The 13,749-nt window shown below is 60.2% G+C and carries 11 protein-coding genes and 1 riboswitch; of the genes, 6 read left to right on the forward strand and 5 right to left on the reverse strand.

The features are described 5' to 3' along the window. Positions 1–345 precede the first annotated feature (345 nt). Both PV407_RS29435 and PV407_RS29440 read right to left on the reverse strand, forming a co-directional pair. Positions 346–1,959 carry an extracellular solute-binding protein gene (locus PV407_RS29435; RefSeq protein WP_332093589.1) on the reverse strand — a complete coding sequence of 538 codons (1,614 nt, stop codon included), beginning with the start codon at positions 1,957–1,959 and terminating at the stop codon, positions 346–348. A 423-nt stretch (positions 1,960–2,382) separates the two neighbouring features. Then, a complete protein-coding gene (locus PV407_RS29440; protein WP_332093590.1) occupies positions 2,383–3,477 on the reverse strand; it encodes a type I glyceraldehyde-3-phosphate dehydrogenase in 1,095 nt (364 codons plus the stop codon). A 203-nt stretch (positions 3,478–3,680) separates the two neighbouring features. Further along, positions 3,681–3,791, forward strand: a riboswitch (TPP riboswitch). Between the two features lie 104 nt (positions 3,792–3,895). Between PV407_RS29440 and PV407_RS29445 the strand changes: the two genes are divergently transcribed. From PV407_RS29445 to thiD, 6 genes are all read left to right on the forward strand, one after another. Then, positions 3,896–4,924, forward strand: a complete 1,029-nt coding sequence (locus PV407_RS29445) for a ThiF family adenylyltransferase (RefSeq protein ID WP_332093591.1) — start codon at positions 3,896–3,898, stop codon at positions 4,922–4,924. A gap of 27 nt (positions 4,925–4,951) precedes the next feature. Continuing rightward, positions 4,952–5,611: a thiamine phosphate synthase gene (gene thiE / locus PV407_RS29450; protein ID WP_332093592.1), complete on the forward strand. Its 660-nt coding sequence runs from the start codon at positions 4,952–4,954 to the stop codon at positions 5,609–5,611. 20 nt (positions 5,612–5,631) lie between these two features. After that, positions 5,632–5,829 carry a sulfur carrier protein ThiS gene (gene thiS, locus PV407_RS29455; RefSeq protein WP_332093593.1) on the forward strand — a complete coding sequence of 66 codons (198 nt, stop codon included), beginning with the start codon at positions 5,632–5,634 and terminating at the stop codon, positions 5,827–5,829. A 14-nt stretch (positions 5,830–5,843) separates the two neighbouring features. Continuing rightward, entirely contained in the window at positions 5,844–6,632 is a 789-nt protein-coding gene (locus tag PV407_RS29460; RefSeq protein ID WP_332093599.1) for a thiazole synthase, read from the forward strand. Positions 6,633–6,942: 310 nt separating this feature from the next. Further along, positions 6,943–8,064 carry a glycine oxidase ThiO gene (gene thiO, locus PV407_RS29465; protein WP_332093594.1) on the forward strand — a complete coding sequence of 374 codons (1,122 nt, stop codon included), beginning with the start codon at positions 6,943–6,945 and terminating at the stop codon, positions 8,062–8,064. A gap of 26 nt (positions 8,065–8,090) precedes the next feature. After that, complete coding sequence (thiD, locus tag PV407_RS29470; RefSeq protein WP_332093595.1) at positions 8,091–8,909, forward strand: bifunctional hydroxymethylpyrimidine kinase/phosphomethylpyrimidine kinase; 819 nt, start codon at positions 8,091–8,093, stop codon at positions 8,907–8,909. A 63-nt stretch (positions 8,910–8,972) separates the two neighbouring features. Here thiD and PV407_RS29475 read toward each other — a convergent pair whose 3' ends face one another. The 3 genes from PV407_RS29475 to PV407_RS29725 all read right to left on the reverse strand — a co-directional run. Next, entirely contained in the window at positions 8,973–10,601 is a 1,629-nt protein-coding gene (locus PV407_RS29475; protein WP_332093596.1) for a copper amine oxidase N-terminal domain-containing protein, read from the reverse strand. Positions 10,602–10,842: 241 nt separating this feature from the next. After that, on the reverse strand, positions 10,843–13,104 hold the full coding sequence (locus PV407_RS29480; protein ID WP_332093597.1) for a heavy metal translocating P-type ATPase: 2,262 nt from the start codon (positions 13,102–13,104) through the stop codon (positions 10,843–10,845). Between the two features lie 562 nt (positions 13,105–13,666). Then, positions 13,667–13,749: IS3 family transposase (locus tag PV407_RS29725; protein WP_442951723.1), on the reverse strand; the 83-nt coding region annotated here is incomplete at its 5' end.

Below are 13,749 nucleotides of genomic sequence, written 5' to 3' on the forward strand. Positions count from 1 at the left end.
AATAGTTGTGCCGAAACGGCAGCGGAGCAGGAGCGAGACGGAAATGCTCCCGCTAATTTCGATCGTTTCCCGTTTCCGGGCAAAACAACGGGAAAACATCCCGCTACATTCGTCCATACCGTGCATTTTGCCGATTCGGCGCCATTTTATCGGGAGCTTTTCCCGGTATCTCGACACGACGCCACTAGAAGAGCGATTAACGGGAGGTTTTCCCGTTCGTTCGATAATCGGTTCCAACCGCCCGGCAGGATTAGGATAAGAACCCGAAAAGAAGTAAACTCTATACCATTATAAAAAAAGAAAGGCGCGCCATCGAGCGCACCTTTCTCCGTAGCCGGCGGCCGGTCAGTTTTCCGCCTTGAACTTCAAGTCCTGCTTCAAAGCCGCCGCCACTTGAGCCGCATAGCCTTCGAACAATCCTTTGCCCTGGTATTTGGTCATCAGCTCTTCGCGGTATTTCGGCCAGTTCGACACGTCCTTCTCTTCGAACAAAATTTTGTTTTGGTACGAATACAGCTGCTTGCGGAAAGCGGACAGGTCCATTCCCGGAATCGGCGCCAAGTTCGTGCCGAGCAGCGTATATTTGTACCCTTTAACCGTGTTCGCGATTTGACGGTCGCGCTCGGTTTCGTTCGGGTTCACGTATTCGAGTCCGAGCTTGCTCGGCGAAATCGTCGGGGCGCTGAACACCGAGCCCCAAATGTCGAGGAAGCTGCCGTTGTCGGTAATGTCTTTTTTGTACGCCGCCGGGTCGACGACGACTTTGTTGCCTTCCTTCTTGTAATGGACGCCGGCTTGACCGTAGTGCGTAAGCAGGAATCCTTCCTCGCCGGCGAGCCAATCGAGAATTTCGATCGAACGCTGAATTTTCGCCTCCGACGCTTTCGAGCTGATCATCCATGCGTTGCCCGGGAGCGCCTCGTAGCCGATCGGATTGTTCGGCGCGATGTTGAACGGCACGAATTCGGCCGGCTGGCCGGTGACGTCCCGCGTCTTTTTCTGAACGCTGTTCGGCGTATTTTCGAAGACGGCGTCGCGCGCGGTTGCGTAAAAAATGCCCGCTTTGCCTTGCTGCACCTTCTCAAACTGTTGGCCCGGCTTGTTGAGGAACCAGTCCGGATCGACGACCTTCAAATTGATGAGCGCTTTCAAATCGCTCAGTACGTTGCTCAGGCGAATGTCGCTGGCCGTATCGATGAATTGGCCGTTCTCGATAATAAATCCCGGAGCGAGATTGTTTTTGATCCATTCCGGAAAATCGCGCGGAATCGCGTTGCCGTTCGCCGCGGCCGTAATGCCGAACGTATCGTTTTTGCCGTTGCCGTCCGGATCGTTGAACGTAAACGCCTTGGCGACGGCGAGATACTCTTCGTAGTTGGTCGGCACTTTCAGCTTCAGGTTCGGATCCTTTTTGTTAAGCGCGTCGATCCAGTCTTTACGGACGTAGTGCGAAGCGAACTGCTCGCGGTTGAACGGAATCGGCGCCCGCATGAAGACGTTTTGGATTTGGTACCGCTGCATTTCGACATCGTTGATCCAATATTTGAAGTAGTTCGGCATTTTGGCGGACGTTACCCATTTGGTCATATCGGCCGGAATTTTGTCGAGAATGAATTTGTTCGAGGCGGTGCCGTCGATTTGGAAAATGTCGGGAATATCGCCGCCCGCGACTCTCGTATTCAGCTTGGACACGTAGTCGGTCCCCGGCGACATATAATCGAGCTTGAGCGTGACGTTAAACTTCTCTTCGATCGTTTTCAGGACGAAATCTTTCGATTTATCGGGGAGCTGCGCGCTCGAATTGCCGACCATAACGAGCCAGTTGAGCGACAGCTTTTCTTTGCCGTTGTTCGTTCCGTTGCCCGAGTCCGCCGGCTTCTCGTCTTCTTTGTTGCCGCATGCGGACAATACGAGTGCGGATGCGATCGAAAGCGCTGCCAATTGCTTTAATTTTTTCATACGTGGACCTCCCTGTGCGAGTGTCGAACTGGTGCCGATTGGAAACATGTCTGCAACCGGTTGCATAATACCAATAAAAAATATTTGCGTTTTCATTGCCGAAATAGCGATGCGAAGTCGTTCAAATTCCGAAAGGACACATCACCTCCCGAATCGGGTTAACGGTTATATTCGGACGAACGCGAATAAACCATTATTTAACTGTATAATACATGTATTTAATGCTGTATACAACATTTATACCACGTAATCGGCAAGAAATCTACTTTTATTTCAACAATTCCGTCATTTCGCGCAATTTCGCGCACAAACCGACACGACCGTACCGACGGGTCGCGGACGCGCGCGGCTTGCCGCATGCGCCGGACCCGCCGCTTACGGCGAAACGGTCGGAGGCGATTCGGACTCATTCCTTCGGCCTATTTACCGTAACGCGACTGCGTCTTCCGCACCGGACGAAAACGGTTCGGCGGACCGTTCCCGGACGGGAGTCGCTTCCGTGACGGCCCGTTCCTCCACCGCCCGTATGGCCATCCGGGCGACATCGATCACGCGGCACGCATAGCCCCACTCGTTATCGTACCACGCGAGCAGCTTCAGCTGACCGCCGCTCGCCGCGATCGACAAGCCGTCGATCGTCGCGGTACGGTCTGCGCCGATATAATCGGACGACACGAGCGGCTCGTCGCTCCAGCCGACGTACGGACGAAACGTTTCGCCGGCCGCGGCCGCTTTCAGCGCGGCGATCGCGTTGTCTCTCGTGACGTCGGCGCGAAGTTCGAGCGTCATGTCCGCGAGCGATACGTTCGGAACCGGCACGCGCAGCGAAACGCCTTCCACAACCGGCGCCAGATGCGGCAGCACGCCGGCCAGCGCTTTGCCGATCCCCGTCGTCGTCGGAACGATCGACTGCGTGCACGCCCTCGCCCGCCGCAAATCTTTATGCGGATTGTCCAGATGGTTTTGATCGTTCGTATACGCATGGACCGTGGTCACCCATGCCCGGCGAACGCCGTACAAATCGTCGACCATGCGCAGCACCGGGGCGACGCAGTTCGTCGTGCACGAAGCGGCGGATATCAGCTTGTGACGCAGCGGATCGTACTGCCCGTCGTTCGCCCCCATGACGACGGTCCAATCGAGATCTTTGCCCGGAGCCGTCACGATGACCGTCTCCGCTCCGCCCGCCATATGCTTCGCCGCTCCGGCGCGGTCGGTAAATTTCCCCGTCGCGTCCAGCACGACCGTTGCGCCGACGCTTTGCCAGTCGATCGCTTCCGGATTTCGTTCCGCGAACACGCGCACCGTGCTTCCGTTTATGACGAGATTGCCGTCGCATGCGGTTATTTCGGCATCCCAGCGGCCGTGAACGGAATCGTATTTGAGCAAATGCGCGATCGTATCGGCCGGATGCGACGTATTGATCGCCCGAACCGTCACGCCGCCTTCGCCGAACGCGCGCCGTATCAACAGCCGGCCGATTCTCCCCAATCCGCTTACGCCAACGCCTATTGACATATGTTCATCCTCCCGGTTCGTTTTATAATACATACTATATCATAAATTAGTACGTTTTAAATAGGTTTTATTTATCATTATTGTGTCATATTTATCAAAGGGGCTAGACCCGGTCCGCCGCCGAACTTCTCCCCGCTTTGCCGCCAAAGCGCCAAGTTGACAATCGAACGGGTTCATTGTAATGTGAGAAGAGAACCGAATCGCAGCAACACTAGGGGTGCCCGTGCGGCGGGCTGAGACGAAGGTAGCGACCTTCGGACCCTTCGAACCTGATCTGGAGCGATACCAGCGAAGGGAAGTGGCGAGCCATCCGATACTTGACCTTATTCGATCGAGCATCGAACGCGAAACCGCCCTTGCCGGCGGTTTTTTTCTTTATCTCGCACCACTCGTACGGAAGGGGGCTCGGAAAACGGCCATGGATACGGAAGAAAGGACGAGCCGGTATTCCCGGCAAATGCTGTTTAAGCCGATCGGCCCGGATGGCCAGCGCGCCTTGGGCGAACGCGCGGTGCTGATCGTCGGCATGGGGGCGCTGGGCACCGTGCTCGCGAATCATATGGTGCGGGCCGGCGTCGGAACCGTCCGGTTCGTCGACCGGGATTACGTCGAATCGAGCAACTTGCAGCGGCAAATGCTGTACGACGAAGACGACGCCGCCTCTCTGACGCCGAAAGCGATCGCGGCGCAGCGGCGGCTGTCGCGCATCAACTCCGGCGTCAAGCTGGAGGCCGTCGTCGCCGACGCGACCGCAAGCAACATCGACGAGCTGATGGACGGAATCGATCTCGTGCTCGACGGCACCGACAATTTTCAAACCCGCTATTTGCTGAACGACGCGTGCTTCAAATACGGCGTCCCGTTCGTCTACGGCGGCTCCGTCGCTTCTCGCGGAATGAGCGCGATTTTCGTGCCGGGCGAAACGGCGTGCCTCCGCTGCCTGATCGAGCCGACGGAAAGCGCGGGGGAAACGTGCGATACGATCGGCGTCATCGCTCCGATCGTCGACATCGTCGCCTCGTATCAAGCCGTCGAAGCGCTCAAGCATTTGGTCGGCGATTCGAAGTCGCGTCGGCCGTCATTAGCGACGCTCGACGTTTGGCATAACCATTATTATGAAATGAAGCTCCCTCCTTCCCGCCCGGATTGTCCCGTATGCGGCGGAACGCATTACCCGGCGCTCGATATGACGGAAGAGGCCGGCGACGCGACGTCGCTGTGCGGACGGGAGACGGTGCAGATCAGGGCGCGGGGCTCGTTCGACCTCGAGGAATGGCGCATCAGACTGGAGCAAGTCGCGGACGTGCGCGCGAACCCGTTTCTGCTGAAAGCCGAGCTGCCCGAAGGCGAGCGGCTCGTCCTGTTTCCCGACGGGCGGACGCTCGTGCAGGGCACCGAAGACCCCGTCCGGGCGAAAACGTTGTACGCCCGCTACATCGGCATGTAAATAACCGACATACAGGAGGAACGCGCGATGAAAGACTTCAAACTGTACGCCATCACCGGCGAACAATTCCACCCCGGCCGGCCGCTCGCGGAAGTGATGGAGGAAGCGATTCGCGGAGGCTGCGACATCATCCAGCTGCGCGACAAAAAAAGCGCGAAGCGCGACGTGCTGGCGAAGGCGCGAACGCTTCGCGAGCTGACGCGGCGATACGGCGTCACGTTCATCGTCAACGACCATATCGATGTCGCGCTGGCGGTCGACGCCGACGGCATCCATCTCGGCCAGGACGACCTGCCGCTTGCCGAAGCGCGCAAAATCGCTCCGGGCAAAATCATCGGCATTTCCACGCACGCGATCGAGGAAGCGCGGCAGGCGGAACGTGACGGCGCGGATTATATCGGCGTCGGCCCCGTTTTTCCGACGAAAAGCAAAGAAGACGTCGTGGCGCCGGTGACGACCGAATACGTGCGGCAGGTCGCCGCGGAAATCCGCATCCCGTTCGTGGCGATCGGCGGCATCAAGCTGCACAACGTCGATCAAGTGCTCGAGGCGGGCGCAACGCGCATTTGCGCCATCAGCGAAATCGTCGGAAGCGCGGACGTGAAACGGACATGCGAATCGTTTATCGCGAAAATCGACGCGGCGGCCGCCGCCCGGGCCGGTTCCCGTCCGGCGCCGTCAACCTGAATCGTGGGAGGCACAGCCCGATGAACATCGTCGTAAACGGACAATCGCGTTCGACCGAAGCCGGAACCGTGCTCGAACTGCTGAGCGAGTACGGCCTGGAGCGCAAAATGGTCGTCGTCGAAATCGAAGGCGCCATCGTGCCGAAGGAGCAATGGGCGCAGACCGCGCTGAAGGACGGCTTGCGGATCGAGCTCGTTCATTTCGTAGGAGGAGGATGACGCGCATGACGCAAATGCCGAACGATCCATTCGTAATCGGGGGAACGACCCTCACGTCCCGCTTTTTTCTCGGAACCGGAAGATACCCGAACCCGTTCGTGCAAAACGCGGCGATCGAAGCGTCCGGCGCGCAGGTGCTGACGTTCGCCATTCGCCGGATCAATCTGGACGCGCCGGAGGACGACGCGATTTTGCAGCATTTTGAAGGAAAATCGTTTACGTATTTGCCGAATACGTCCGGCGCGGGCAACGCCGACGAGGCGGTCCGCATCGCCCGGCTCGCCCGCGCGGCCGGCATCGGCAACTGGATCAAGGTCGAAATCAGCGCCAACGAAAAAACGCTGCTGCCCGACCCGATCGAAACGCTCCGGGCGACGGAGCGGCTCGCGGCCGAAGGGTTCGTCGTCCTCCCGTACACATCGGACGACCCGATCCTGTGCAAACGGCTCGAGGAAGCCGGCGCGGCTGCGATTATGCCGGGAGGGGCCCCGATCGGGACCGGGCTCGGCATTTTGAACCCGTACAATATCGGCCTGATCGTCGAGGAAGCCGGCGTACCGGTTATCGTCGACGCCGGACTCGGCTCGGCCCAGGACGTCGCGCAGGCGATGGAGCTCGGCGTCGACGGCATTTTGATGAATACGCCGGTCGCCAAAGCGAAAGACCCGGTCAAAATGGCGCTGGCGATGAAGCTGGCGATCGAAGCCGGCCGTCTCTCCCATTTGGCCGGCCGCATCCCGAAGAAGCGGTACGCTTCGGCCAGCAGCGGCCTGGAGCAGCTCGTTTCCAAGCCGCACGGGTAACCGGCTCGTCCGGGGCGGTTTATCGCACCGGCATCGCCAGCCGGAAACTTCGCGCGGCTGCGCGACGATCGCGAACCGAATTTCATTCGTAATGAACGGGACGGCGCTGTTTGGGGCGAAACGCTCGGATCTTTGCGCGGAGTGAACGTCGTTTCACTTTTGCCGAATACAGGTTCGCAAATAACGAGGTTTGATTCGCAATCATCGGAATTCGTCATCAGGAACGGCAAATAAGCAAATCAAGCTTCTTAACAGGAACATTCGGTTCCTTGTGCGTGAACATTTAACTACAAGAAAGCTGGTCTTTTTCATGACACTACGCATCCTCGTGCTCGGCGGCGGCGTGATCGGCTTGTCGTGCGCCTTCGAGCTGCGCCGCCGCGGCTTCGCCGTCACGGTGCTCGAGCAGGGCAAATGCGGCGGCCAAGCGTCGGGCGCCGCGGCCGGCATGCTCGCCCCGTACTCCGAAAACGTCGAGCAGCCGGACCCGTTTTTCCGGCTGTGCCTGCAAAGCTTGGCGCTGTACCCGGAATGGCAGCGCGCGGTCAAGGAAACGTCCGGACTCGATTTCGAATATTCCGAAACCGGCAGCCTGTACGTCATGTACCACGAAGCCGACGTGCAGGCGATGCAGTCGCGGCGGCTGTGGCAGGACGAGCACGGCGCCCGCAGCGAGCTGCTCGGCGCCGCGGAGCTGCGCCGGCTGGAGCCGCACGTCGCGCCGGAGGCGATCGGCGCTTTGCGCTATCCCGGCGAGTCGCACGTCTACGCGCCGGGATACGTCAAAGCGCTGGAGCAGGCGTGCCGGCGCAGCGGCGTCGATATTCGCGACGGCCTGGAGCGCGCGGACGCCGTACGCTGGCAGGACGGCGCGGAGGTGCGCTCCGCCGCGGGCGAGACGTTTCGCGGCGACGCGCTGCTCGTCGCCAACGGCGCGTGGGCCGGACTGATGGAAGCGCAGTTCGGCATGGCGATCCCGATTTATCCGATCCGCGGACAAATTTGCGCATACGAAACGCCCGACATGCCGGTTCGGCACATGGTGTTTTGCAGCCAAGGCTACGTCGTCGGCAAGCGGAACGGCACGCTCGTCTGCGGAGCGTCCGAAGATATCGCCGGGTTCGAAACGTCCGTCACGAGACGCGGCATCGAGCGGCTTACGAGCTGGAACGGCAAGCTGTTTCCGTTTTTATCCGGGATGACCCCGTTTCACGAATGGGCCGGACTCCGCCCGGCGACTCACGACGGATTTCCGCTGCTCGGCAGGGCGCTCGGGTCCGATTCGCTTCTGTTTGCCGCCGGCCATTACCGCAACGGCATTTTGCTCAGCCCGGTCACCGCGCACGTCATCGCCGACCTGCTCGAAGGCCGCAACGCCAGCGGCCTGCCGCTCGAGCCGTTCTCTCCCGAACGATTCGGCGTCAACCCGTGAATACCGACCGACCAAGGAGGCACCGTATGAACGTATACAAAGCGCTGACGATCGCCGGCTCCGATTCGGGCGGCGGCGCCGGCATCCAGGCCGACCTGAAGACGTTTCAGGAGCTCGGCGTGTTCGGAATGAGCGCCATTACCGCCCTGACGTCCCAAAACACGCTCGGCGTTCAAGGCGTGTTCCCGATTCCCCCGGACACGGTCGGCAGCCAAATCGATTCCGTCCTTTCCGATATCGGGGCGGACGCAATCAAGACGGGCATGCTGTTCTCGGCCGACATTATCGCCCTTGTCGCGGAAAAGCTGAAACGTTACGGCCCGATCCCCCTCGTCGTCGATCCGGTCATGATCGCCAAGGGCGGAGCGGCTCTGCTGCAACGGGAGGCGGTCGAGGCGCTGCGGCGCGAGCTGCTGCCCGTCGCCGCCGTGCTGACGCCGAACGTGCCGGAAGCGTGCGCGCTGCTCGGCTCGGCGGATGAAATCCGCACCGCCGATCAAGCGGTCGAAGCGGCCAAACGGCTCCACGAGCTGGGCCCCCGCTACATTTTCCTGAAGGGCGGCCATATGGAAGGCGACGAAGCGATCGACGTGCTGTACGACGGAACGGAGGTGCGGCTGTTCGCCTCTCCGCGCATCCGCACGAAGCATACGCACGGCACCGGCTGCACGACCGCGTCGGCGATCGCCGCCGGTCTCGCCAAAGGGCTTTCGGTCGTCGATGCCGTAGCCGAGGCGAAGCGGTTCATTACGGCGGCGATCGGCTCCGCGCTCGACATCGGCGGCGGCATCGGCCCGACGAATCACGCGGCCTTTCGGCTGCAATCGGCCGGCTCGAGCCGGTAATCTCCAAAAAACGCCCCGGATTTCCCGTTCAGGAAATCCGAGGCGTTTTTGCGTTGCCGCCGACTATTCGATCATTTCGATTTCAATCCGTTCGCGCTCCGCGTCGTACGATACGAAGCCGCCGAGCTCTTCGGCGACAAACCGGCACGGCACGAACCATGCATCGCCGTGCAGCCGAGGGGCTCCGCCCATTTCGTACGCCTCCCCGTCAATGACCGCATCCTCGCTGCCGACTTTCAGCTCGATGACCGTATCCCATGCCGTCACAATCGTGGCCGTCTCGCCGTCGTAATCGACATCGGCCTCCATGAGGGCGGCGAGCAGATCGAGCGGCGCATAGCCGACTCCTTCTTCGATATACGCGGATTCCGCGTTCGCCGACTCGGCCGGGACGACCGGAATCGTAAAGATCGCCGGTTCGGGAACGGGAGTCGTTGCCGAATATTGGTTCAGCTCGTCCTCCAGCAATTGACCGAGCAGAGAGTTCGGATTGACCGTCTGCGCCCAGTCGTAGAACGAGCTGTCCCGGTCCACAATAAACCGGTTCGCTCCGGCCTCGATCGCGTCGGCCTTGACCGGCTTGTTGCGATCCCAGTTTTCCGTTTGCACGTTCAGAACGACGGCGGCGATGCCGTCCGTATCGCCCGATTGCGGACTGACGGATATCTCGGTATCCGATTTCCGCAAGGCGAGCTCGCGATCGAAATACAGCTTCGATTTGACGTACGTTTTATCGCCGAGCACGTCCTTAACCGGATTGCCTTCCGCCTTGTCCAGGCTGTCGATGGCGATAAGCGCGTAAAACAGCGCCTGTTTCAAAAACGTATGGACGATGTCGACCGCCAGCTCTTTGTCCGACGCGGCGTCGACGATGCTCTCCATAACGCCGCCGACCATCCCGTACCGGTCGGCCGGGGAAATCGGCAAGTCGTACAAGGCCCCGTCCTTGACGTACGGCTCGACAACCGGCCATACGACGTCGTACAGCTGGCCGACGAGCTGCTTGAACGCTTGATCGTCCTTCGTCAAATTGCGGATGAACGTTTTGAGCAGCGGCAATAGCTCGTTTCCTTTGAGCGTCGTCTCCAGCTTGTACACGCTCACCTGCTCGTTATGGATCGTCTCGGTTCCGCTCGTTACGGCGATCGATTTCGGATTCGGCAAATTGTTCACGATCAGGGACGCGAACGTTTTGTCGATTCCTTTCTCCTTGTACTTCGCCGCGATTTTTTGCGCGACGTCGTTCGCCATCCGGTCGGCGTCGTCAACCGGCACCATGCCGTTCAAGCCGAACGGGAATTCGATCGTTTCGGATGCGCCTTCGACTTGAAGCAGCATCCGGTCCGCCGCGGCGAACAGCCGAAACGGGATGGACCCTTTCGCAAGCGTGAGCTGACCGGAAACCGACATCCGCTCCTTGCTCTCCATCTTGATCTGCTTCAGCTCCAATTTGGCGTCGTTCAGCAGCTCGATCATCGCTTTCGCGTTTCCGTCCGGCTGCTTGTTCGGATCGGTCTTGAAATGAAGCGATACGACGGCGCTTCCTTGCATGGAGTTCGTGTCCAGCCCGGACAGCAGCGCTTTGTTCAGATCGAGTCCGCCGAGCGACTGGCAGCCGACGACGGCTGCGAGCAGGACGAGCAATAGCCATTTGCCGTACCGCCATACGTGTTGTCTCTTAATCTCGTTCATCTCCTAACCGGTTGTTTTACGCGCTTGTTTTATGCACGCTGGTGGATTCATTCGATACGAAACCGGGTTTTCCTGCCGGGTCCGGGGAACGATTTTCCAAGATTTCGCGAAAAAAAGACTGGCGGCTGCGCACGCCCGCACCGCCGCACTCGGCCGCAAGCCGGCAAAAAAGACCGCCCCGATTCGGATGCCGGGTACGGTCCCTTCGCCGTTCAAGCCCCGTCCTATTCGGACGGAACGGTCATTTGGCGGTCCGGTGCAATCGGAGCGAATTGCCCACGACGGAAATCGAGCTTAACGTCATCGCGCTTCCGGCCATCCACGGCTCGAGTACGCCCGCCGCCGCGAACGGGATGGCGATCACGTTGTACGCGAGGGCGAACAGCAAATTTTGCCGGATGTTGCCGAGCGTCTTGCGGCCGATCCGGATTGCGGTCGGCACGCCGGTCAAGCTTCGCTTCAGCAGCGTCACGTCGGCCGCCTCGATCGCCATGTCGGTGCCCGTGCCGACGGCAATGCCGATGTCGGCCGCGCCGAGGGCGGCGGCGTCGTTCAAGCCGTCTCCGACCATCGCCACCTTGCGTCCCGCTTGCTGCAGCTCGCGGACGACCGCCACCTTTCCTTCCGGCAGCACGTTGGCGTATACGCGGCGAATGCCGAGCTTGGACGCGATCGCCTTCGCCGTCCTTTCGTTGTCGCCGGTCATCATAATGACGTCGAGACCGAGCCGGCCGAGCCGCTTCACCGCTTCCTTCGAGGCGGCCGGAATCGTATCCTGCAAAGCGAGGTAGCCGGCGTATTTGCCGTCGACGGCCACGAACAGCACCGACACCCGCTGCGCCTCCAGCTTGCCGATCCGCTGCGGATCTTCCTCCGGCTCGATCCCTTGCTGCCTCAGCAGTTGCCTCGTGCCGACGTACACTTGCCTGCCGTCGACCGTCGCGCCGATGCCGTAGCCCGGAATCGCCTCGAAACGGGTCGTGCGCGGCACGTCCAACCCTTCGCGGACGGCGCTCAGCACGATCGCCTGCGCCAGCGGATGCTCGGAGCTCCATTCCGCGGCGGCGGCCAGGCGCAGCAGCTGCTCCCGCGTCCCGGAGGCGGCGCGAATATCGATCAGCTTCGGCTTCCCTTCCGTAATCGTTCCGGTTTTGTCGAGAATGACCGTGTCGATCGTATGAATTTGCTCCAAATGGCGGCCTTCCTTGAACAAAATGCCGTGCTGGGCCGCCCTGCCGGTGCCGACGAGCACCGAAGTCGGCGTCGCCAAACCGATCGCGCACGGACAGGCGATGACGAGGACCGAGATCGCCCGGATCAAGGCGGTCCCGAGATCGCCCGGCTCCGCGACGTACATCCAATAGGCGAACGTAGCCGCGGCCAGCGCGACGATCGCCGGCACGAACACCGAGGCGATCCGGTCCGCGATGCGCTGGATCGACGGCTTGGAGCTTTGCGCCTCCTCCAGCAGCCGAACCATTTTCGATACGGTCGTTTGATCGCCGGCGGCCAGCGCGAACACGCGCAGCGCCCCCGTCTTGTTGATCGTTCCGGCTATGACGCGGTCGCCGTCGCGTTTGTCGGCGGGGGCGATTTCCCCGGTAACGGCCGATTCGTCCACGGTCGAGCTGCCGGTGATGACGCGGCCGTCGACCGGAATTTTTTCGCCCGGGCGGATGAGCACCGTATCGCCGGCTTTCACTTGCTCGATCGGCACCTCCGACTCGCCGGAGCGGCTCAGCAGCGTCACCGTTTTCGCCTGCAGCTCGTGCAGCCGGCGGATCGCGGCGAGCGTCCGCTTTTTCGCCAGCGCTTCGAGCCATTTGCCCAAATGGACGATCGTGATGATCATCGCGCTCGTTTCGAAATAGAGCGGCACATGGCCCTCGTGCATCGCGGAGCCGTGCATCGCTCCGTGCGGCGCCGTCCCGGTGACGGTCAAATAATGGCTGTACAAAAAAGCGGCCGTCGTGCTCAGCGCGATCAGCACGTCCATATTCGCCGTCCGCCCGCGCAGCGCGCGGTAGGCGCCGATATAAAACTGCAGCCCGAACACGAACTGCACCGGCAGCGCCATCGCGAACTGGAACCAGGGGTCCATGAACAGCGCCGGCACCCATACGCCCGACGTAAACGACCAATGGCCGAACATCGTCCACACCAGCGGAAACGTAAACAGCGCCGACCCTAAGAAACGGTTGCGAAGCCGGGTGCGCTCGTCGTCGCCGCCTTCGTTTTGTTCGCGTACGAGCGGGACCATGCCGTAGCCGAGCTGCCGCACTTTGTCGCCGATTTGCTCGGCGCCGATTATTCGCGCGTCGAAGGCGACGGACATGCGCTCCAGCGCCAAATTGACGGCTACGTTATCGATGCCGTCCATGCGGGACAGCGATTTTTCGATTCTGGCGGCGCAGGCGGCGCACGTCATGCCGGTCACCTTGAACGTGGATCGCTCCAAATGGAAAGCGGGGCTTTGGCTCATCGTCATCACCTCGATTGACAAGCGTTACATCCCATGTATATGGGCGGCGGCGCCGTTTCATGCTGGCCCGATCGGGCCAGTTTCCGCAGCGGGCCGGTCCGGAATGCGGACAGTAGCCAATGCGTCTGCGCGCAGGGAGTGTCCGGGTTATGGATTGGGATGGGATTGGGATTGGGATTGGGATTGGGATTGGGATTGGGATTGGGATTGGGATTGGGATTGCGTTGGGATTGCGTTGGGATTGCGTTGGGATTGCGTTGCGATTGGGAGAGGATTGGTTCGGCGGAAACGGAGACGCCCTTCAACCGATGTCGATACATACGCTAACGAACCGTCATAACCTTAAACCGCCTCATTTCATGTCCGGCTCGGTTTAACGAATCGAAGTAACGTTATTTCGTCTCGCGGTGCTTGAAATCGTCCCCATTTTCAAGAAATAAGACCCGCTCGATTCGTTGCGCTTAGAAAACCGTTCCTTTTGCCGCATATAGCGATTGCAGGATTCGTTCGAAAAAAAAGAAGCCCCCGCTAACGAGAGCTTGGTCTTACCCCCGTCAAGTAGACAGTAAAAAAAGAGGTTAATTTATACGGCGATCGCCATTCGGTACTCAACCGGAGAGCGGTCGCCGAGTTTTTTCTGAAAGCGTTCATGGTTATAAAACTCTA

Source organism: Paenibacillus sp. GYB003 (assembly GCF_036577625.1).
Classification (GTDB): domain Bacteria; phylum Bacillota; class Bacilli; order Paenibacillales; family NBRC-103111; genus Paenibacillus_AB.